17 protein-coding genes and 1 pseudogene are annotated in these 20,193 nt (G+C 72.4%); 7 read left to right on the top strand and 11 right to left on the bottom strand.

Going from position 1 to position 20,193, the window contains the following annotated elements; translation table 11 throughout:
• Positions 1 to 24: 24 nt before the first annotated feature.
• From DQ392_RS17145 to DQ392_RS17120, 6 genes are all read right to left on the bottom strand, one after another.
• On the bottom strand, positions 25 to 819 hold the full coding sequence (locus DQ392_RS17145) for a class I SAM-dependent methyltransferase (protein WP_114016492.1): 795 nt from the start codon (positions 817 to 819) through the stop codon (positions 25 to 27).
• Between the two features lie 48 nt (positions 820 to 867).
• On the bottom strand, positions 868 to 2,454 hold the full coding sequence (locus tag DQ392_RS17140) for an ABC transporter ATP-binding protein (RefSeq protein WP_114016491.1): 1,587 nt from the start codon (positions 2,452 to 2,454) through the stop codon (positions 868 to 870).
• Positions 2,451 to 3,398, bottom strand: coding sequence for an ABC transporter permease (locus DQ392_RS17135; RefSeq protein ID WP_114016490.1), 948 nt, complete (start codon positions 3,396 to 3,398; stop codon positions 2,451 to 2,453). The genes DQ392_RS17140 and DQ392_RS17135 overlap by 4 nt, the downstream gene beginning before the upstream one ends.
• The gene (locus tag DQ392_RS17130) at positions 3,395 to 4,342 is read right to left on the bottom strand and encodes an ABC transporter permease (protein ID WP_114016489.1); all 948 of its coding nucleotides are present in this window, start codon (positions 4,340 to 4,342) and stop codon (positions 3,395 to 3,397) included. Before DQ392_RS17130 ends, DQ392_RS17135 begins: the two co-directional genes overlap by 4 nt.
• Positions 4,342 to 5,880, bottom strand: coding sequence for an ABC transporter substrate-binding protein (locus tag DQ392_RS17125; protein ID WP_114016488.1), 1,539 nt, complete (start codon positions 5,878 to 5,880; stop codon positions 4,342 to 4,344). The genes DQ392_RS17130 and DQ392_RS17125 overlap by 1 nt, the downstream gene beginning before the upstream one ends.
• 652 nt (positions 5,881 to 6,532) lie before the next feature.
• Entirely contained in the window at positions 6,533 to 6,931 is a 399-nt protein-coding gene (locus tag DQ392_RS17120) for a hypothetical protein (RefSeq protein WP_114016487.1), read from the bottom strand.
• A gap of 371 nt (positions 6,932 to 7,302) precedes the next feature.
• Here DQ392_RS17120 and DQ392_RS17115 point away from each other — a divergent pair, with 371 nt between their 5' ends.
• Both DQ392_RS17115 and DQ392_RS17110 read left to right on the top strand, forming a co-directional pair.
• Positions 7,303 to 7,881, top strand: coding sequence for a putative immunity protein (locus tag DQ392_RS17115; protein WP_114016486.1), 579 nt, complete (start codon positions 7,303 to 7,305; stop codon positions 7,879 to 7,881).
• A 322-nt stretch (positions 7,882 to 8,203) separates the two neighbouring features.
• Positions 8,204 to 8,740 carry a hypothetical protein gene (locus DQ392_RS17110; RefSeq protein ID WP_114016485.1) on the top strand — a complete coding sequence of 179 codons (537 nt, stop codon included), beginning with the start codon at positions 8,204 to 8,206 and terminating at the stop codon, positions 8,738 to 8,740.
• Positions 8,741 to 8,878: 138 nt separating this feature from the next.
• Here the strand turns inward: DQ392_RS17110 and DQ392_RS17105 are convergent, their stop codons facing one another.
• On the bottom strand, positions 8,879 to 9,559 hold the full coding sequence (locus DQ392_RS17105) for a TetR/AcrR family transcriptional regulator (protein WP_114016484.1): 681 nt from the start codon (positions 9,557 to 9,559) through the stop codon (positions 8,879 to 8,881).
• A gap of 109 nt (positions 9,560 to 9,668) precedes the next feature.
• On the opposite strand from DQ392_RS17105, the gene DQ392_RS17100 reads away from it, so the two are divergent.
• Positions 9,669 to 10,337 (top strand): peroxiredoxin-like family protein, encoded by a 669-nt coding sequence (locus DQ392_RS17100; protein WP_114016483.1) that lies wholly within the window; start codon positions 9,669 to 9,671, stop codon positions 10,335 to 10,337.
• Positions 10,338 to 10,437: 100 nt separating this feature from the next.
• On the opposite strand, the gene DQ392_RS17095 is transcribed toward DQ392_RS17100, so the two are convergent.
• Complete coding sequence (locus tag DQ392_RS17095) at positions 10,438 to 11,640, bottom strand: PP2C family protein-serine/threonine phosphatase (protein ID WP_114016603.1); 1,203 nt, start codon at positions 11,638 to 11,640, stop codon at positions 10,438 to 10,440.
• 287 nt (positions 11,641 to 11,927) lie between these two features.
• Between DQ392_RS17095 and DQ392_RS35260 the strand changes: the two are divergent.
• The 3 genes and pseudogenes from DQ392_RS35260 to DQ392_RS17080 all read left to right on the top strand — a co-directional run.
• Positions 11,928 to 12,155: pseudogene (locus DQ392_RS35260) on the top strand (glyoxalase); the annotation flags it as partial.
• Positions 12,156 to 12,266: 111 nt separating this feature from the next.
• Positions 12,267 to 13,292, top strand: a complete 1,026-nt coding sequence (locus DQ392_RS17085) for a P1 family peptidase (protein WP_114016481.1) — start codon at positions 12,267 to 12,269, stop codon at positions 13,290 to 13,292.
• A 128-nt stretch (positions 13,293 to 13,420) separates the two neighbouring features.
• Positions 13,421 to 14,383 (top strand): phosphotransferase family protein, encoded by a 963-nt coding sequence (locus tag DQ392_RS17080; protein WP_114016480.1) that lies wholly within the window; start codon positions 13,421 to 13,423, stop codon positions 14,381 to 14,383.
• Between the two features lie 129 nt (positions 14,384 to 14,512).
• On the opposite strand, the gene DQ392_RS34085 is transcribed toward DQ392_RS17080, so the two are convergent.
• Positions 14,513 to 15,241: a hypothetical protein gene (locus DQ392_RS34085; RefSeq protein WP_147266534.1), complete on the bottom strand. Its 729-nt coding sequence runs from the start codon at positions 15,239 to 15,241 to the stop codon at positions 14,513 to 14,515.
• Between the two features lie 438 nt (positions 15,242 to 15,679).
• On the opposite strand from DQ392_RS34085, the gene DQ392_RS17070 reads away from it, so the two are divergent.
• Positions 15,680 to 16,729, top strand: coding sequence for an ArsR/SmtB family transcription factor (locus tag DQ392_RS17070; protein WP_114016478.1), 1,050 nt, complete (start codon positions 15,680 to 15,682; stop codon positions 16,727 to 16,729).
• 105 nt (positions 16,730 to 16,834) lie between these two features.
• Here the strand turns inward: DQ392_RS17070 and DQ392_RS17065 are convergent, their stop codons facing one another.
• On the bottom strand, positions 16,835 to 18,517 hold the full coding sequence (locus tag DQ392_RS17065; protein WP_114016477.1) for a class I adenylate-forming enzyme family protein: 1,683 nt from the start codon (positions 18,515 to 18,517) through the stop codon (positions 16,835 to 16,837).
• A gap of 900 nt (positions 18,518 to 19,417) precedes the next feature.
• A complete protein-coding gene (locus DQ392_RS17060) occupies positions 19,418 to 20,116 on the bottom strand; it encodes a ribonuclease H family protein (RefSeq protein WP_245981581.1) in 699 nt (232 codons plus the stop codon).
• Positions 20,117 to 20,193 lie beyond the last annotated feature (77 nt).

Raw genomic sequence — 20,193 nt, 5'->3', positions numbered from 1 at the left:
GCGCTTCCCCCACCTTTTCGATGCTCAGCGCAGGGCCGCCAGGACGGCGTCGCTCGACGAGCACCACACACGGCGTGCCTCGCCGAAACCCGCTTCGCGCAAGGCGTCCAGGTGCCAGGCCGTGGTGACGGGGCGGTCCTCGCGGATCTGTCCCTCACCTCCGGACTTGGGCTGCCGCGGGTCGTCGAACAGGTCGAACCGCCGACGGGCCTGCTCCGCGAGGGCGGGATCCTGTGCGACGCCCGTCCACCACGCGCGCCAGTCCTGCGCGCCCGCCCCGAGCTCACGCTCCTTACGGGCGGCGTGGTGGGTCTCCAGTGCGGCATTGAGCCGCGGCGCCTCGTCGTCGCGCATGTGGTCGGCGTTGAGGAACACACCGCCCTCGCGCAGCACCTCGGCGACCTGACCGTAGACGACGCGGAGCGCGTCGGCGGTGAGCCAGTGCAGCGCCGTCGCCGTGACGACGGCGTCGTAGGGGCGGCGCGGCAGCGCGTCGGGCCAGTTGGGGTCGGTCAGGTCCGCCGTCACGAACTCCACCCTGTGCTCGTCGCGGAAGGTGCCCTGCGCGACGGACAGCAGCACCGGATCCAGGTCGAGGGCCGTACTGCGCGCACCGGGCAGGCGTTCCAGCAGCCGGGCGGTGATGCTGCCAGGTCCGCAGGCCAGGTCCAGCACCACGGGCTCGGGGCCCGCCACCGCCTCGACGACCTCCAGCATGACCCGGAACCGCTCCTCGCGGTCGGGCATGTACCACTCCTGCTGCCGGTCCCAGCTGGTCTGCCACGCCTGCCAGTCGGTCGTGAGGGACGTGTCGGTCACCGTTGTTTCTCCTTCGTCGCTGTCATGGGTCCTCCTGTCGGTGGCGGCTCAGCTCACCTGGTTCGCCCCGGTCTCCGCCGGGAGAGCCGTCTGCCGCCGCCGTCCCAGCTCCTCGGCGTCCAGCAGGCGCCGCGTCGCCTCGGAGACGGGCCGCTCCAGTACCCGGGCGCACGGCCCCGCCTCGGCGGCGCGGCCGCCGTCGAGCACCAGGAGCCGGTCCGCGACGCGGCGCATCAACCGCAGGTCATGGCCGATCCACAGCACGGCTGTCCGGGTGGTGCGCAGGTGCTCCACGTGCGTGAGAACGCGTTCGGCCGTCTCCGCGTCGAGTGCGCTGGTGATCTCGTCGCACACCAGCACATCAGGGCGGGCCAGAGCCGCGCGGGCGAACGCGGCACGCTGGAGCTCGCCGCCGGACAGCGCGCCGGGCGGCCTGGCGGCCGTCCCAGGCGGTACGCCGAACTCGTGCAGCAGTGCGCCGGCTTCTTCGCTGGCCTGGCCGGCCGCAAGGCCACGCAGCCGCACAGCCGTTCGGGCCACCTGGTCGAGAACGGTGCGTCGAGGGTCGAACGAGTCGTGGACCTCCTGCCACACGTACTGCACTCGCCGCTTCTGTTCCCTGTCGCGGTGCACGAGAGCGGGCAGCGGCACCCCGTCGAGCAGGATGTCGCCGCCGCGGCGCTCGTGCAGTCCGGCCAGGCACCGCGCCAGGGTGGTCTTGCCGCTTCCCGAGGGGCCCGCCACCCCGACGCACTCCCCCGCGCGAAGGCGGAGCGAGACATCGTGCAGCACGTCGTGTCCGCGCCGGCGGTGCCACGCGCTAAGTGAGCGTGCTTCGAGCAGCGGCGTACCGTCAGGATGCTCTTCCCCGCGCCCCCGCACGGTGACGGGAGCGGGGGCGGCGGGCAGGACCGCCTCGGGTGTGCCCCGTGCGGTGACGCGTCCCGCTTCCAGGACAACGGCGTCGTCCGCGAGCGCGCGCACCATCGCGTGATCGTGGCTGAGCAGCAGTATCGCCGGTCCCGAGCGGGCCAGTCGGGCCAGCTCGCGGGTGAGAGCCGCCCGCGTCACCGTGTCCAGGCCGGTACCCGGCTCGTCGAGGACGAGCGCCCGGGGTCCGCAGGCGAGTACCTCCGCCAGCGCCACCCGCTGCTGCTGCCCGCCGGAGAACTGGTGGGGGAAGCGCCGCAGCACCGACCGCTCAGGCGGCAGTTGCGACTGCTCCAGCGCCGCGCGGGAGAGGGCGCGGGAGGCACCTCGCCCGCCGCCGGAGGGGGCGTGCAGGGCGGCGATTTCGGTGAGGACCGCGCCGATGCGCCGCGCCGGGTTGAGCGCGTTGCCCGGGTGCTGCGGCAGGTAGGCCACGGTGCCGCCTCTCACACCGGCGGCGTGCGCGGTGATTCCGTGCGCCCCAACGACCTCGGTCTCCCCCACCCGCACGTGTCCCGACAGCCGTACGCCCGTACCCGCTTCTCCCAGCAGGGCGAGGGCCGTGGTGGTCTTGCCGCTGCCGGAAGGACCGACGAGGGCGGTGACGCGCCCGGAGACCATCGTCAGATCGACACCGCGCACCAGAGCCGTGCCGTCGGCGGCGTGAGCGGCCAGCCGCCGCACCTCGATCAGCGGCCGCGTCATGTCCGGCCCTCCTTCCGCGCGACGGGTACCCGGGCCCGGCGGTCACGGCGGTCTCCTGGGGGACGACGGTCGCGCCTGTCGAGCAGGCGGTCGCCCAGGAGGTTGAGGCCGACCGTGAACATCAGCAGCATCGCGGTCGGCGCGCACACCGACCACGGCTGGACGAGCAGCGCCTCACGGCTCGCCGCGATGGTCACCCCCCAGTCGGGCGCGGTGGGCTCCATGCCGAGCCCGAGGAAGTTGGCGGCGGCGACGGTGAACACGGCGCCCGTGACGCGGGTGCCGACATCGGCCGCGACGACCGGCAGCACCGAGCCGCCCACATAGCCCAGCTGGACCCGCAGCCGCGACTCCCCCTGCATCCGCATGGCCTCCGCCACCGGTCCTGCCGCCGCCCGCAGAGCGGCCGCTCGTACGAGGCGCGCGGCGACAGGTGTGTTCACGAGTGCCACCGCCATCGTGACGGCCCACGCGTTTCCGTGACGGCCGACCCCGACAAGGCTGATGACCAGCAGCGAAGGGATGGGGAGGACCACCTCGACAGGGCGCATCAGCAGTTCGTCCACCCAACGGTGCCGGCTGACGGCGGCCGCGAGCCCCACCGCACCGCCCACCAGATAGGCCAGGGCGACCGCGCCGAGGGCGGATCCCAGCGTGCTGCCGCCGCCGCGCAGCAGCAGCGCCAGCACGTCGCGCCCGAGGCCGTCGGTGCCCAGCGGGTGGCGCCCGTCGAGAGCGTAGGGGGCTCCGGGGCCCGAAGCTTCGGCCAGCGGCGCGAGCAGCGGCCCGAAGAGGGCCGTCACGACCGGCACGGCGAACAGCACGGCGGCCACGGCGGTCGTCGCGGCGCCGCCGGCGCCCTTCTTCCGCGCCGTACCCGCCCGCCCCCCGCTTCCCCTGGCCGCGGGCCGCGCCGGCGGGGGCTGCGCAGTGTGTCCGCTCACCTCAGCACCTCCACCCGCGGTGAGAGCCGGTGGGAGACCAGGTCCGCGGCGACGTTCAGGAACAGCGCGGCCGCCGCGAGCAGCAGCGTGAGCGCCTGCACGGTGGGGACGTCCCGGCTGCGCACCGCGTCGATGAGGGCGGTGGCGGCGCCGGGCACCGCGAACACGGCCTCGACGACGAGGACGCCGCCGAGGAGCGCGTCGCCGGTGCGGGCCAGTTGCTGCACGCCGGGTACGGCGGCGTTGGGCAGCACGTGCCGCAGCAGGAGACGCGTGCGGGGCACACCCAGTCGACGGGCGTGCCGCGCGTAACCGGAGTTCAGGGCACCGAGAGTGCCTGCCCGGAACTGCCGGATGAGCTGGGAGACCGTCCGCGCCAGCAGCACGACGACGGGCAGCACGAGCAGGCCGGGGCGGGTGAGCAGGTCACCGGTCGTCGCCCCGATCCAGGTGGACGGCAGCCAGCCCAGTTTCAGCGCGAACACCGCGACGAGCGCGAGGGAGAGCACGAAGTCGGGGACGGAGCTGAGCGCCAGGGTGACGGCGGTGACCGTCCGGTCGAGCCGGCCGCCCGCGCGGCAGCCGGTGACCAGGCCGAGGACGAGGGCCACAGGCACCGCGATCGCCGCGGTGACCCCGGCCAGCAAGGCGGTGGCTCCGACGGAGTGCGCGACGATGCCGGACACGGACTGCCCGCCGGTGAGAGAGGTGCCCGCGTCGCCGGTCACCAGATCCTTGGCCCAGTCGAGGAACCGCTGCGCCGGCGGCTGGTCGAGCCCCATCTCGTGGCGCAGCCGGGCGATCTGCTCCGTGCCTGCCTTGTCGTTGAACAGGACGTCGGCCGCGTCGCCGGGCAGCAGCGAGGTCAGCAGGAAGACCAGCACGGCCAGCAGCACCAGCTGTGCGAGGGCGAGCAGGACGCGGCGCAGTGCGTGGCGTGCCATCAGTCCACCCAGACGGCGTCGAACCGTGCCCAGTCGTCGGTGTTGGGCGGTGCGGGCTTGACCCCGTGCACGGAGGTGGCGACGGCGTTGAGCCAGTCGGGGTGCCCCCACAGCACCAGGCCGCCCTCGTCCCGGATGGTGCGTTGCAGCGCGCCGTAGGCGCGCGTGCGTGCGGTCTCCTTCTTGATGCCTTGGGCGTGCACGAAGTCCTCGTCGAAGTCCGGGTGCTTCCAGGCGCTGGCGTTCTGCGGGGACCCGTCCAAGAGCCGCTCGGAGATGTAGGTGGGTATGGGCATGGCCCCGCACCTGTGGTTGCCGATGTCGCCGGTGGTGAGCTGGTCGGTGTTGTACGTCTCCGGCGGTCCCGAGACGACCTCGACCCTGAGCCCCGCCTCCCCTGCCATGTCGGCGAACAGGTGGGCGGCGTTGACGAATCCGTCGACCACGGTCGAGGTGTAGAAGGTGAGCCGCCGGTTGAGGAGGCCGCTGCGGCGGGCGAGCCGGCGCGCCTGGGCGAGGTCCTGCTCGCGCTGCGGCAGGTGGGAGGGGTAGTAGGCGTATCCCTTGCCGTAGAGGTCGTTGCCGGGTTGGGCGCGGTTGCCCGAGACCACCTCGATGAGCCGCTCGCGGTCCACGAGGAGCTTGGCCGCCATGGCGGCGTCCGGGTCGTCGAAAGGCGGCCTGTCGGTTTTGAGGGCGAAGCCGTCGACGCCGCTGAGCGGCGTCGATACCAGCGCGACGCGGGAGTTGCCCTCGATCAGCCGTGCGAACGTGGGGCTCATCTCGTGTGCGTAGTCGATCTCTCCGGCCTGGACGGCGCTGTTGCGTGCCTCCGACTCGGCCGACAGGATCCGCAGCTCGTCCAGGTACGGGGCGCCGGCCCAGTGGTCGTCGAAGCGGTGGGCGCTCAAGGAGCGGCCGGCCTGGAAGGAAGCGAACCGGAACGCGCCGGTGCCCACCGGCTTCTCCGGGTTCCGGTAACCGCGCCGGACGATCAGCGCGCCGGTGACCGCGAGCAGCGAGGGGAACTCGGCGCTGGGCTTCTTCAGCCGCAGCTCGACGGTGTCCTTGCCCACAGCGCGGCAGTTGCCGAGGTCGAGGGCGGACAGCGAGTTGGCCGCGAGATGATCGGCGGCGTGCGGGTCGAGGATGCGGTGCAGGCTGTAGAGCACGTCCTCGGGCTCCAGCCGGTGCCCATCGTGGAAGACGGCCTTCCGCAACCTGAAGCGCCACACCGTCGAGTCGGCGCTCGACTCCCAGCTGCGGGCCAGCCGCGGCACGGGGCGGAGTGTCGGGCCGAGCTCAACGAGCTTGTCGAACATCGCCTTGTGGCGGGCGATGTCCACGAACTGCCGCTGTTTGTGCGGGTCGAGCGTCTCCTTGGCGCCGGCACCGGGGAAGGCCGCGCGCAGCGTCCCGCCGCGCCGCGGGCGCGTGGTCCCGGCCGACGCGGACCCGTCACAGCCCGACAGCAGCGCCGCCGCGCAGCCGCCGCCCGCCAGTCCGAGGACGTGTCGGCGGGTGCGTTCCTCGGGCACGGAACCGCTCCCCCCTTATTGCGCATCGTATGCAAGTGCGGGTTCTGATCATTGCATCCTCCATGGACCGGGGCAAGGTGCTCAAGTCGACGTCGCACGCTGCGGCGCGCCCCGACGAGGTGCCCCGACCGGGTGCTGTCGCGCGGTGCGGGAGAGGGCATCGACGCAGCAGGCAGGAACCGTGGCGGCGCGCACGGCAAGGGACCCGATGACGCGACCACCGGCGGCACTCATGGGTACGCACCGAGAACCTGTTCAGGACACTGACCGCGTGCCCCGTCTTCACTCGGGTCCTGGCTCTCAAGGAGAAAGGGTCGCCCGGAACTGCGGGTGTCCGGCGAGAAGGAGAAGGTCCCGGCGGAGTCCGGGCGGGGATTCGGCTATGCGGAGACCCAGCGGCAGACGTCAGGGACGCCAGGGACACCGACCACGGCCAAGTGGGCCGCGGCAGGTGCCGTGAGTGCGGCTACGACGGGCCGCTGGTCACGCCCGGCCTGGGCGGAGCGGCCGGCGGTGCCGGGGTGCCGGACCGCTCGTCGGTGTGCCCCACACACAACCGCACGGGCTGCCGTCGGGCACGGGAGACCTGGGCGTTCCACGGGCGGGTGACGGAACCCTCGCGTTCGTACCGCCACCCGCCCGGCCCCGCCTCTCAGCTGGTGTAGTCCTTGATCCAGTACGAGCAGTCGATCCACCCCGGAAGCCCGCCGCTGAAGTCCTTCGCGCAGGCCTTGATCTGAACCTCTGAGTTGTGCGGGATGTTGCTGATCCGGCAGTACTCGAACCCGTTGTTCGCACCGTTCCGGTCGTCGCACGTCGTGATCTCGGAGCGGCCGGGGAACTTGATGCGGAGCACCATGCCGTAGCCGTCCGCCTTGGTGTCCGCGATCCGGAACTTGTTGCTGTCTCCGCTGTTGAACGCCCCGGTTCCGCGACCGTTCGACGCGTCCGCGATGTGCCAGGACCCGACGGCGTTCGCCGGGGCCTGCGCCAGGGCGACACAGGCGGCAGCGCCGACCGCCACGGTCAGAGCACGCTTGATACGGGACATACGCCCCCCATTCTCTTCACTCACGGAATCCCCGAGCGGCGAGCCCGTCGGGGTGTCAGGAGAGGATCATGCCCCGGACAAGCGTGATTTGCCAGCCTTGCTTGGACACTTCTTGGCTGACGCGATGTGTGCGGTATGTCGAGGAGATGAGTTCCCGGTGGCCCGCGTGCCACATGCTCGGACCCGTCCGTGTCTGGGCGTTGTGCGGGCGGCGGCGGAGCCCGTGCTCGTTGCCGCGCCGCACCCGCAGGCCCCCGGTGCGGCGCACCCGTGGCGGCCAGGCGATCCAGCCCTCGTGTGGCCGCCACTCCCCCGCTGCACAAGCCGCCGACGACGATCAGCTTCCGGCCGCGCGTGCGATGCTTGCCGCCATGACGGGGACCGTGTCCGGTGACTTCGAACTGACGATGGACGAGTTGCGCGTGGTGGCACGCTATGTGGCACGGGCCGCTGACGACGTCCTCCCCGTGTTCGAGGACGCGGCACCCGAGGATCCGCGGCCCCGCGCGGCCCTCGACGCCGCGTGGGAGTTCGTCAACGGCGCGAGGCGGACCAGGTTGCAGCGTGTCACTTCGATGGACGCACACCGGGCAGCAAAGGACGCACCCACCGAGGTCTCATGTCTCGCCGCGCGCGCCGCCGGGGACGCCGCGTCCGCCGCCTACCTCCATCCGATCGCGGAGGCTCACCAGGTGGGTCACATCCTGCGTGCCGCCGCGAGCGCGGCGCGCATCGCCGAGATCGGTGCGGGTGGCAATCGCGAGGCCGGGAACCGGGTGATCGAGCAGGCTCGGCACCGCGCCACACCGGCCCTGGTCGATGTTCTTCTCCGGTTTCCCTCCGCTCCCGCAGGCAGGAGCCGTGTCGCGCAGCTCATGGCCGCCCTGGACGCCTCTCTGCGCGACGGCGAGGCAAGTCCCGACCAACCCCGCCTCTCCGGCGGGAGGTGAGGCCAGGCCCACCGAGCTCGCCACGCCGGCGTTCCCTGGCGTGGTGATGACCGCCCTGCGCACGCGCCCTTGGCGAGATGCCCGGCCCGAAACGGCTCTCGAACAGGGGCGCTCGCCTGAGTGATCGTCGCCAAGCACAGGACACATGGGCGGCACCGGCGCGAGCATGTGCTCCGGCCGGTTCTCCACCAGCCCGGAAACGGTGACCTGGGGGAATACGGGAACTTGCCGACGAAGGTGGGCGCAGAGCCTAGAGTGAACGCGGCACCCACAGCGACGGAATGACGTGGTCGCAGCGCGGCCCGGCAGGCGGAGGAGTTCTGTGTCATCGCCCTACGATCCCCAGTACGCTCCCGCAGGCGACGTGGGTGCGGCACTCATGATGGTCGACTCCCGGCTCAGGAGCATTCACGAGGGGAAAAACGCGAACGATCCGGAACACAAGGCGCTCGTCGAACAGTTGACGGCGTCGATGGGCCGCAAGGGTGCCAAGGACATCCTGGACGGCGCGTGCACACTCATCTACATGTTCATGAGGTGGCTGCAGGAGGCCCACGAGGACCATGACAAGGACGTCCTCGAGTACGTGGTGCCCAACCTCGTGGCCACGATGCGCATGATGCCCAAGAGCGTCCGGCCCGAGGCCATCCCCACCATGGCAGGTCTCGTCATCGCGGCGGGCACCGGCCTGAGCCCCAACCTCTGGCGCAAACAGTACGGGGAGTGGACACAGGCGGAGATGAACCCTCTGGAGGTCACCGCCTTCCTCCTCGCGGAACACATCAACCGCATCACCGACGACCAGGACTTCGCCACCCGCATGATCGCGGAAGCCCTGTCCGCCGCGGACGAGGACTGACGACCTACCGCACCCTCGCGAGTCCACCGCGGCGATCAGCGCACCCGAGGCGACGGCGCACGCGGATCAGCTCGCGGCCGCCGGGGCGGGGAAGCACACTGCGGCTCTCCGTCGCTCTCGACGCGGCGCTCGACCGTCTCACCGCTTTCGGGCCCCCTCGCCCGTGCGCGGGCCCGGGGCGGTGGTGAGCGACTCGATGCGGTCGAGCGTCGTGTCGAGAGCGGCCCTCATAGGGGCGGTGTCGCGGCGCAGTTGCGAGAGAAGGATGCCACCTTGGAGAGCGGCCAGGAGGGCGAGGGCCAGCTCTTCCGGGTCGGCGTCTGGACGCAGCTCCCCCCGTTCATACATGGTGGTCAGCCCCTCACGCAGGGCGGTTTCCCACCGGGCGAACCCGGCCGCCAGCGCTCCGCGTGCGGAATCGCCCGCCTCGGCCAGTTCGCCCGCGAGAGAGCCGAGCGGGCAGCCGCCCGCGCAGTGGTGTGAGCGCTGCAACTCCACGACGTGGTCCCGCCACGCGCGCAGGGCCGCCATCGAGTCCAGCTGCCCCAGAACCGGTTGCTGCGCCTCCAGCACGAGGTCGGTGGCGTGCCCGATGACAGCCCGCACGAGCGCGGGTTTGTCCTCGAAGTAATGGTAGATCTGCGACGCGCTCACGCCCGCGGCCGCACGTACGTCGTCGGTACGCGTCCCGGCCACGCTCGTCTCGATCATCAGCCGTGCGGCAGCGTCGACGATCCGGGCACGGGTGGCCTGCCCCTTCCGGGTGAGCCGCGCGGGCACGCGGCTCAGGGCGGCTGAGTCATCGTCGCGGGCGTTCATGGCTCAACCGTATCGGGACCAGCGGCGGAGCCTCCAACGCCCGCGCTCCGATTGACACTTCACTCCGCGCAACCACAGAATGGAATCACCACTCCAGAAAGGGCGTGCCATGACCGTTCGGACCTACGCCGAGCAGGTAGCGGAGTTCCACGCACGTACGGGCGAGCAGATCCCCGAAGAGCAACGTCCCGCCTTCGCCGTTCTCCGCGCCGAACAGGAGCGGCTCGCCGCCGAAGGCGTACCTGCCGGTGCCGCGAAGCCCGGGATCCCGTTGCCCGACGCCGCACTTCTCGACCCGGCGGGCGCACCCACCACCTTGTCCGCGGCGTGCGGCGGCCGGCCCACCGTGCTGGTGCTCTACCGCGGTGCCTGGTGTCCGTACTGCAACCTGGCCCTCCGCACCTACCAGCAAGAACTGCTCCCCGCGCTCGTCTCGCGCGGGGTGGAGCTGGTCGCCGTCAGCCCTCAGCGGCCGGACGGATCGCTGACCACGCAGGAGGTCAACGAACTCAGCTTCACGGTCCTGTCCGACCCCGGGAACCAGATCGGCCGCGCGCTGGGCGTCATGAACACCTGGTCCGCGCAGGCCCGGGAGGCGGTGACCGCCCTCGTCACGGATGTGTCCGCGGCCAACAGTGACGGCACGGACGACGTTCCCATGCCCACCGTCGCCCTGGTCGACGCGCAGGGGGTCGTCCGATGGCTCGACGTCCACCCGGACTACGCGAGCCGCACCGAGCCCGCCGCCGTCCTGGAAGCGCTCGCACTGCTGGACTGAGCCCTCGTCCGGTGCGCGTGAGAAGAACGAGCCCCTGAGGCCTGTCAGGCGAGAGGCCGCGTGCCGGTCCGCTCGCCGCGATGCTCTCCGCCCGGCGGCCTCATCGGCCGGCGGTGTCGGCGCCGGTTTCGCTCGTGCGCCGGCTGGAGCCGGACCCGTGCCAGTCCAGGCACACCACCGTGGCGTCATCCAGCAGGTTGCCGCCGGTGGCTTCCACCAGTGCCCGGGTCATGAAGCGCACGGCTTCGCGCGGATGCAAGTGAGCGTCGCGTGCGATGACAGCGGGCAGGTCGAGGCCGACGGTGTTGCGTTCGGTCATCCCGTCGGTGTACAGCACGAACCGGTCGCCGGGCCGAAGGCCCAACTCCTGCACCCGGTAGGCGCCGTGCCAGGGCGAGCCGAAAGGAAGGTCGATGTGCGGTTCGACCACCGTGACCCGGCCATCGCGCAGCCGCATCGGCCAGGGATGGCCCGCGTTGACCAGCAGGGCCCGCCCGGTGGTCAGGTCGATGCGCAGGAGCTGACCTGTGACGGTGGCCTCGTTGCCGTGGTCGAGGATGGCTTGATGGGCGGCGCGCGCCTGTTGCGCGAGGGTCGCGTGGGCGCGGCGGGTCTGGCGCAGGGCACCGATGACGAGAGTGGCCAGGAGGGCGGCGGGCTCGTTGTGCCCCATGGCGTCGGTGACGGAGAGGTGCAGGGTGTTCTCGTCCAGGCTGTAGTCGAAGGTGTCACCGGCGATGTCCCCGGCCGGCTCCAGCCCCCCGGCGACGGTGGCCTGGCCTGCCTCGACGGTGAGCGCGTCGGGCAGCAGGTTCTGCTGGATCTCGGCTGCCAGGGTGGGGGTGGTGCTCCGCCGGCCCCATTCGTACAGGTCGGTGAAGCGGCGGTTGGCGGTGACCACATAGGCCAGGGCGTGTGCGGCCTGAGCGATCTGCTGCCGGCCGAGGGCGCTGGGCGGATCGGGGATGATCAGTTCCAGTACGCCGATGGCGTCTCCCCGGAGGGTCACCGGCGACAGCACCCGGTGCCCGCCCTGCCGGCCCTCGGATGGCGGTGCGTCGGTGACGTGCAGCCGCTGGGTGCGGATCACCGTGTCGAACACGGTTCCGGGCACCCGCACGGGGTCCTGTTTCCCCTCACGCGACGGCCACAGGGCGGGCAGTCGCCACAGCGTCTCACCACCGAGTTCCGTGATCAGGAAGCACACGTCGCGGGCGTCGAGCTGCTCGGACAGGATGCGGGCCACCACCGCCACGGAGTCGACCGGCGGTGCCTGCTCGACCGCCGCCAGCAGCTGTTCCATGATCACGTTCCGCTCCGTCACCAGAACACCTTCTCAGCGCCCGACGTCTCGTCCCCGCGCCGCTCGTGCGAGCGTCATACGCCGTGGCCGAAGTGGACTTCACCGCTGTGCCGGGCCAGAAGGCCGACTGCGGTCAAGCGGCCACACCCCATCTGACCACTCCGCCGCAGCACGCGGTCACACAACGCACCGAGCGACAGGGTGACCGGCCGTGCGCACGGTGAGGGATCTGAAAGCTGCGGCCCGCCCGCCGAACCCCACCCCCGCCCTGCCCGTCTCTGCCCTTCGCTGCCCTGGTCAAGCCCGCCGCGAAGTCGCTGTGGGGCTACGGTGGTGTCGTCCAGGCCCCTGACGGGACGCTCTGGAAGGTCGCGACCTCGGCGAAGAAGGACACCGGCCCGGCCGAGGACCTCGGCGTCGCCGCCGACGGCACCGGATCGGACCGCGTCGTGCTCGGCAGCACCGCCGGTCCGTTCACCGACCCGGACGGGTACAGCTGGGAGGCCGCGGCCTCTCCACCCACGCTCCGTCCACGGCCCCGGCCCGCTCCTGACCCTCTCCCGTGGGGGCATAGAGTGCGGGCCGCCCGTGCGGACGGCCCGCGCGGGCGGGCGAAAGGCGGACAGATGGAGGGCCAGGGGCGACGCGGACGGGCGCTGCGGCTGCGGGAGACAGGGCGGGCGGTGGGGAGGATGGCACCGGGAGTGCTCAACGCGATCACGGACGTGCCCGGTCTGCGGGTGGGGCAGACCACGCTGGTGGACGACGAGCGCGGTGTGTACTCGGGGGTGACAGCGCTGGTGCCCGACGCGTTGGAGGAGACGCGCGCGGTCCCGGCCGGTTTCCACATGGTCAACGGCTACGGCAAGTTCGTCGGTGCGACACAGCTGATGGAGCTCACGGAGCTGGAGACGCCGGTGCTGCTCACCTCCACGCTGTCGGCGTTCCGCGCGGCGGACGCGCTGGTCGGCTGGGTGCTGGAGCGGGCCGCCACCCCTGTGACCTCACTCAATCCGGTCGTGGGAGAGATCAACGACTCCTGGCTCTCGGCGGAGCGGCGGCCGGTGACCGAAGCGCACGTACGGGCGGCACTGGACGGGGCCGACGAAGGGCCGGTGCCGATGGGCAACGTCGGAGGCGGCACCGGGGCGTGTGCGCTGGGCTTCAAGGCGGGCATCGGCTCGGCGTCCCGAAAGGTGCCGCTGTCCGCCGGTCCTGCGACCGCGGGGGTGCTCGTGCTGGCCAACATGGACGGGGACCTGCGCGTGGCGGGGCGCACGGTACTGCCTGAGGACCTGGGGCTGGAGCGGGCCGGACACACCGCACCCCGCGGCTCGTGCGTGGTCGTCGTGGCGCTGGACGTGCCGTGCTCAGGGCGCCAGTTGGAGCGGATCGCCACGCGGGGCGTGCTGGCGCTCGGCCGGGCCGGCGCCGCGTTCAGCCACGGCAGCGGCGACTACGGGCTGGCGTTCTCCACCCGGGTCGCCGACGCCCCTGTGGTGCTCTCGCCCGCCGATCTGAACCTGGTGTTCACGGCGGTCCTGGACGGTGTGGAGGAGGCGGTGGTCGACGCGCTGCTGGCCGCGCGGACGGTACGGACGCCCGGCGGGCGCACCGCCCACGCCCTGCCGCACGAGGTGCTGCGGGACTGATCCCGCCGGGGCCGGCCCCCGTGCGGCGGACAGCGCCACGGTCGCAGCCCTGCCGTATCGAGGGCGCCGACGCTGCCGGACGCAGAAAACCTTCGCGCGCGCCGCCCTCCGGGTGATGGGATGGCACGGTGACCGATCACGATGAGGCACCGCCTGTCTCCCCGTCGACGCTGAGCTGGGTGAACCGGCACCTGGAGGTCGGCGAACGGGTCGTCAGGGCCGAGACACTGCACGGCGGCATCACTGCCGCGATGCGGAGGCTGACCGTCGTCACGCGGAACGGAACCACCCGCGACCTGGTGCTGCGGAGCTTCGTCGACCCGTTCTACCTCGACCACGCCGAGGACTGGCTGAACAGGGAGACCGGGGCCCTGGCGCTGCTCAGAGGGACCGGCATACCGGCGCCCGCACTGGTCGCGGTCGATCCGGCCGCCGAGCAGTGCGAGTATCCGTCGCTGCTGATGACACATCTGCCGGGCCGCACGGTTCTCGACGACGCGGGAGTGGAGACGCGTGTTCCCCTGCTGGCCCGTCAACTCGTCGCGATCCACGCCTTGCGGCCCGCGGAACGGCCCCGGGAATACGTGGCGTTGACGACCGCGGACACCGTCGCGACGCCGGAGGGCGCCGACGCGGCGGCATGGGCCGCGGCGATCGACGTGATCCGCCGGCCCGCGCCGCCTTACGAAGGGCGGTTCCTGCACCGCGACTTCCAGCCCGGCAACGTGCTGTTCGACCTGGAGTCCGGGGACCCGGCCGGTGCCCGGATCACCGGTGTCGTCGACTGGGCGGCGACCTCGTGGGGCCCTGCGGATCTCGATGTGGCGCACTGCTCCACCACCCTGGCGCTGCTGCACGGCCCGGCGTGGGGCCTGCGGTTCACCGAGGCGTACGAGGAGGCGGGCGGCGTGCTGGCCGCGGACCCGGGCGAGCGGCTGTACTGGCAGGTGCGCGATGGGCTGGCGTCCTCCGAAGAAGTCCGGCCGGTCGCGCAGGCTTGGCGGGAGGCGGGGAGGACAGAGCTGACGACGCGAGCCGTGCAGGAGCGGCTGGACGCCTATGTCACCGCGCTGATGCACGCGCGGGGCTGAGCCATAGCGGCCTGGGCCCGGCCGGCCCGGAGCGGGGGGCCGCACCACGCACTCAGCTGCTCCGTCGGCCGAGTTCGTGACCGCCGGGGCGGAGCGTCCCGCTCCTCGCCGGCCGCTGCGACAGGCGCTCTACGGTTTCAGCGTCTCGCACAGGTTCTCGTAGCGGCCCTGAAGAGTCAGCAGCTCGCGATGGGTTTCGCCACCGCTCTTGGTGAGCCTGACGGACATGAACCCGCGCGAGACGAGCCACTTGTTGTGCGCGGGCCGGTCGCTGGTGTGCAGTCCGACACCCCAGTCGCCCCCGCTGAGGACGTAGGTGTCGGTGCGTCCGGGCTCCGGGTACGAGAGGGTCCCGGTGCCGGACAGGTCACGGCGTACGGTCTTCCCGGTGTCCTTGTTCGTCACATCCATGATCAACGGGCCGCTGATGACGGCGTAGACGGGATCGCCCGCGTCGTTCGTCCAGGTCTTCTGCACCATGTCGACGACGGGGAACTCCGCGTGCGTGGGGAACGCACACACCTCGCCGCGCGGGTAGTCGATCTCGGGCTGGCCCGGATGGGAGATTTCAGGACCGTGCCAGCCGCCCGGGCGGAGGGCCGGACCTCCGTTCCCCCCTGCGCTTCTCCCCTCGCCATGCGCCGTGTCGGCCCCCTCACGCTGCGCACTGTTGCTCGTCCCGCTCGTCCCGCTCGTCCCGCGATGCGCCTTGCTGGGCGTTCCCTTCCCTTCCTGGGCCCGAGGCGTCCCCGGGGAAGCCTGGGCGCTCCCCGGGGACGCCTCGGGCCTGCCGGGAGAAGCCTGGGCGCCGGCCGAGGTGCACAGCAGGGCCGTGACCGCGCATACGGTCACGGTCACGGCCCCTCCCCTCCTGCCGCGGCCCGCCGCACCGGCTCCGCGCCGCGGGTGCTTTCCCTTGACTGCCGCGTCCCTCGTCCCTGTCACCCGCATCCGTGTGCTCCTCCCGGTTGTCCGGTCCCGGCCCCTCGTGCCACGTTCCGGCTCTCCTGCCACGTTGCGACTCTTCGTGTCAGGCTCCGGAACCTGGCCTGGGGACCATCGTGCCCGCCGCTGTCCGTGGCCGGTGGACGATTCGGTCCTGCCCGAAGCGTCGGCGGAACGCGGCCCCGTGCCGGCCCGCGTCGTCCGCGACGGCTCACGACGGCTCACGACGGCTCACGACGGCACCGCACGACATCCCCGGCTCCCACGTACAGCACCGTGACGGAAGGGCACGCTCCGGGGAAGCATGGGGCTCGGCACCCGTGCGGGAGACGACGAGCGAACAGGGCCGGCATGCGTATCCACTTCACCGTCAGCGACCTGGCCCGCGTCCGCGTGGCCGAGGCACCCAGCCCGCTGGCCACGACGACGTTCAGCGCCTTCCGCCTGCGGTACGGCCGCAGCGGCGACCCCGCACTCGACACGTGGCGCCGCACCACACAGGCCGCCCGGCGCGCCGCGTCGGAAGCCGCCGCCCCGCCCGGCACGCCGCCACTGGACAGGCTCGTGGCCACCGCGCCCTCACACCCCGTCCCCCGGCTGTTGCGCCCCCACGTGGCGCTGCCCACGCTCGACGAGGAGGTCGAACGGCTGCTGTCCACGCCGCGGAGCGAACTGCGCGCGGACTGGGGGTATGTCGCCACGCACCGTCCGCTGCCGCGATGGGCCCGCGCCCTGTTGGAGGGCGACGTGGTGGCGCTGCGGTGGCTCGCCGGCGCGGTGAGGGCACACCACAGCGCGGCCGTGGCCCCCTACTGGCACGGGGTGCACACCGCGCTCCGCGCGGACCAGACCGACCGCGTACGCCAGTGGCAGGAGGGCGGGGTCGAGCGGGTGCTGGCCACTTTGCATCCCCGGATGCGCTGGCGCGCCCCGGTACTGGAACTGCCCGACCTGGACGGCCCCGACTACCACCTCGACGGCCGTGGTCTGCTGCTCGCCCCGGCCGCCTTCACCAGCTACGTCCCCTGCGATCCCGGCGATCCGCAGCCCACCCTGCACTACGAGGTCCTCCCCCACCCCGGTACAGCGGCGACGGGCGACCCGCGCGGGGCGCTGGCCGCGCTCCTCGGACACAGCCGGGCCGCTGTGTTGCAGGTCGTCGCCGAGGGCGTCTCGACGAGCCGGCTGGCGCGGCGCACCGGGCTCTCGCCGGCGTCGGCCAGCGAGCACGTGGGCGTACTGCGCCGTGCCGGTCTCGTCACGACGCGCCGCACAGGCCGCACCGCGCACCATGCCCTGACTCCCCTGGGTGCCCAACTTCTGCTTCCGGCCTCGTCACACGGCGCGGAACGAGGCGCCGCGGAGGGCTGTGCCTGCGGACCTCTCCCGCGAAGTGGCTGACGGGGAGCGCGAGCGGGACCCCGCCCGCTCCCTGCGCGGCCTGCCGCACCCGGGGCGCCCTCGCCCTTGGGTACTTCGCGACGGGGCCGGGCCGGAAGGGTGCGGCTACCCGCTGCCCGGACGCACCCGCTCCAGCAGACCGGTGGCCGCGTCCTCGGCCGCCTGGGCACGCACCTGATAGTGCACCTTCTTGCCTGTCGCGGTCAGCGGCAGCGCGTCGGTGAAGCGGTAGGCGCGCGGCCTCTTGTAGGCGGCGAGCATCGGGTCGGCCCGGCAGTGTTTGTCGAGGTCCGAGACGGTCAGTTCCGGGTCGTGGCGGACCACGTACGCGGTGACGAGCTGCCCCCATTCGGGGTCGGGGGTGCCCACCACGGCGCAGTCGGCGACTCCGGGGTGGCGGCCCAGCACCTCTTCCACCTGCACCGGGTGCACGTTCTCGCCACCGGAGAGGATCATGTCGTCGCGACGGCCCATCAGGGTCACGTACTCGTCCTCGTCCCAGGTGGCGAGGTCGCCGATGTAGAGCCACCCGTCCCGGAAGTTCTCCGCCTCCTCGTCGGGTCTGGCGGTGTAGGCGTACGCGGACTTCACAGACCGCACGATCACCTCGCCGACCTCCTGTCCGTCCTTCGCCGCCAGGTCGTCGGGCGCCGCCCTGCGGTCCTCGTACACCTTCACCACGGCGACGTCGTCGTCCGTGCAGGCCCGTCCGGCGCTGCCCGCGTGGTCCGGCAGATCGGCGGGGCGCAGGAAGGTGTTCCAGAACGCCTCGGTGGTGCCGTAGCCGTTGAAGATCCGCGGGGTCAGCGTCGACTGGTAGCGCAGGCAGGCCGCGCGGTCCAGCGGCGCGCCCATGGTGACGATGCCGCGCAGTGTCGCCAGGTCGCGGGGGTGCCTCTCCTGCGCGTCGGCGAGCCGTTCCAGGTTGGTCGGTGCGCCGATGAGGAAGGTCAGCCCCCGCTCCTCGACCAGGTCCAGCACGGTGTCGGCGTCGAAGTGGCGTAGCGGCACCACTTCGCCACCCACGTAGAAGACGGGGTTGGGGCCGCCCGAGTAGAGCCCGCCTCGGTGGAACCACGGGGACATGTTGAGCGTGCGGTCCTGCGGCGTCAGCGGGAAATGCATGATCACGTCGTGGGCGGAGAGCACTTCGGTGGCGTTGTTGAGCGGTACGCCCTTGGGGAGCCCGGTGGTTCCCGAGGTGTAGAGCCGGGTGGTCTCCGCGTAGATCCCGCCCGTGGGGTCCGGCAGCGGCGGCTGTCCGGTACCGCGAGCGACCAGCTGAGCGAACGGCACCGAGTCCGGCAGCGGGCGGTCCTCGTCCGCGCCCGAGTCGACGTGGACCACCGAAGCTGGCCGGTGCGCGGCCAGCGCCAGAGCCTGCCCGGCCCGTTCCGCCACCGCCGTGTCGTAGACGAAGACGGCCGGCCTGCCGGTGTCCAGCACATGCGCGGTCTCGCCTGGCGCCAGCCGGAAGTTCACCGGTGAGCCGACCGCGCCCATGCGCTGGGCAGCCAGGTACAGGAGTGCGAACTCCGGCCCGTTGAAGAGTTGGTAGGCGATTAGGTCACCAGGGCCGGCGCCGGCCGCCGCGAGGCCGGCGGCGACCCGCTCCACTTCCTCGCCCAGTTGGGCGTAGGTCCACGAGCGTCCCGTGACGGGGTCGGAGAGCGCCGGGGAGTGCGCGTAGCGGTGGGTGTTGCGGCTGAACCCCGCCCAGTAGGTGAACCGCTGCTCGAACACGGCGCAGAACGCGCCCGGGTCGTAGGCGGGCGGCGTGCTGTACATGTACGGACCTCCTTGCTTCGAGGGCGCGTTCGGTTGTCTCCGAGGCCGGTTGTCTCCCCGACCATGGGTCGCCCAGGTCGGCCGTCGCCGAGGCCGGCCGTCTCCCAGGTCGGTGGCGGGGGTTCGCAGGGGGAAGCGGAAGGCCGGGTCGAGGACGCCCGGCCGCCCGGTCTCTTGTGTCCGCGCCGACGTTCCGGGGCCGGTGCGGCCTGCCCGAGGTGCCTCCGACGGCGCAGGGCACACGCGTGGTACGGCGGCCCCCGGGCAGCGCACGCCGCCGTCGCCCGCGCCCTGGACCGGAAACGGTCGACCGGCAGCGGGCACCCCGACGGCCGCCGTGCCGGCGGCGGTGACACCGGCGGCGGAGAACGGTGGTCGGGCCGGTCTACGGGTGCCGGCGGCGGTCGGTGCCCGGGATGCCGCGTACGCACGGCCGCGGACGGTCGAGTGCGCGGGGGCGGTCGAGTGCGCGGGCGGGAGCGCCTGGCGTGGATATACGGGGGCTTGTCGGCGTGCGCAGGCTGCGACATCCGAGGACGCCTGGAACAGATCGGACGGCTGTCATGGCGCGGGGGCCCGTCCAGGAGCCCCACTGGTCGTGGCAGTAGCCGAGGTGCGCTCGTGTGCCGCTGGCGGCGACGCACGGGGAATAGCGTCCGGATGACGGGCCCGCGGGGATTCGCACCGTGAGGCGCGGACGCAGCAGCGGTTGCTCAGTCACACCCGCTTTTATATCACTGGCCTATGCATCTAAGTGGCGGGGCCCCGCCGTCCAGCACGCCCCGAAGAGCAGACGCGGACGAACAGTGCCCCGCACGGTCGGCCGTGTCGCGGATACCGGGACGTCCCGCCGGCGACGACGAGGTATCCGAGGAGGCCCTGGGCCGACTGGCGGGCCCGCTACACGGGGGCGCTGTCGCGGCAGGCCCGGTGGCCCCAGCCCGAGGCGACCTTGCCGATCTCCTCGCCCACCTCGTACCGGGACTTGCAGTGCCCGCACCGGCCCGGGAACTTGGCCTTGATCACCGGGCCCGCTCCGCCGCCCGGCCCGCGGGACGTCCGCGCCTTGCGCGAGCGCGCCGCGCGCGGCTTGTCCTCGGTCGCGGGGCTCGGCTGCGGGACACCGGTGGCGCCGTGCGCCGTACCGGCGGGGGCCTGCTCGGTGGCCGCGGTGCCGGCGGCAGCGTCCGCGATCGCGTTGAGCGGATCACCGTTCACCTGATGGGCCAGGACGTGCTCGAAGACCACGTCGCGGCCTGCGAGGAGCGTGTCGATACGGACGACCAGGTCCTTGTTGGCCACGGGCTTCTTCGACGCGGTCAGCCAGCCGTTGCGTTTCCACCCCGCGATCCACTTGGTGACCGCGTTCATCGCGTACTGCGAGTCCATCCGGACCTCCAGCGGCACCGCGGGGTCGGTGGCCTTAAGAAGCTCAGCGAGCGCGGTCAGCTCCGCCACGTTGTTCGTCGTACGGCCGAGCGGTCCCGCCTCCCAGCGCTGCGGGGTGCCCGCGGGGTCGGCGAGCACCCAGGCCCAGCCCGCGGGACCCGGATTGATCTTGGCGGCACCGTCACAGGCCGCGACCATTCGTTCTGGCATCCCCCGATCATGCCAGGCCCTGCTCAGACCGGACACGCCCCTCGGGCCGGGGCAGCGGGCCGATGGGTGCCTCCCCT

This window comes from Streptomyces reniochalinae, assembly GCF_003323735.1.
Taxonomy (GTDB): domain Bacteria; phylum Actinomycetota; class Actinomycetes; order Streptomycetales; family Streptomycetaceae; genus Streptomyces; species Streptomyces reniochalinae.
The sequence above is the reverse complement of the archived record's forward strand: the minus strand, read 5'-3'. Positions and strand labels throughout refer to the sequence as shown.

Excerpts from the sequence above, each read along its gene's own strand:
- DQ392_RS17140 (WP_114016491.1), bottom strand. The coding sequence starts at position 2,454 with ATGACGCGGCCGCTGATCGAGGTGCGGCGGCTGGCCGCTCACGCCGCC.
- DQ392_RS17070 (WP_114016478.1), top strand. The coding sequence starts at position 15,680 with ATGCGTATCCACTTCACCGTCAGCGACCTGGCCCGCGTCCGCGTGGCC.
- DQ392_RS17060 (WP_245981581.1), bottom strand. The coding sequence starts at position 20,116 with ATGCCAGAACGAATGGTCGCGGCCTGTGACGGTGCCGCCAAGATCAAT.
- DQ392_RS17115 (WP_114016486.1), top strand. The coding sequence starts at position 7,303 with ATGACGGGGACCGTGTCCGGTGACTTCGAACTGACGATGGACGAGTTG.
- DQ392_RS17120 (WP_114016487.1), bottom strand. The coding sequence starts at position 6,931 with ATGTCCCGTATCAAGCGTGCTCTGACCGTGGCGGTCGGCGCTGCCGCC.
- DQ392_RS17095 (WP_114016603.1), bottom strand. The coding sequence starts at position 11,640 with ATGGAACAGCTGCTGGCGGCGGTCGAGCAGGCACCGCCGGTCGACTCC.
- DQ392_RS17085 (WP_114016481.1), top strand. The coding sequence starts at position 12,267 with ATGGAGGGCCAGGGGCGACGCGGACGGGCGCTGCGGCTGCGGGAGACA.
- DQ392_RS17100 (WP_114016483.1), top strand. The coding sequence starts at position 9,669 with ATGACCGTTCGGACCTACGCCGAGCAGGTAGCGGAGTTCCACGCACGT.
- DQ392_RS17065 (WP_114016477.1), bottom strand. The coding sequence starts at position 18,517 with ATGTACAGCACGCCGCCCGCCTACGACCCGGGCGCGTTCTGCGCCGTG.
- DQ392_RS17130 (WP_114016489.1), bottom strand. The coding sequence starts at position 4,342 with ATGGCACGCCACGCACTGCGCCGCGTCCTGCTCGCCCTCGCACAGCTG.
- DQ392_RS17105 (WP_114016484.1), bottom strand. The coding sequence starts at position 9,559 with ATGAACGCCCGCGACGATGACTCAGCCGCCCTGAGCCGCGTGCCCGCG.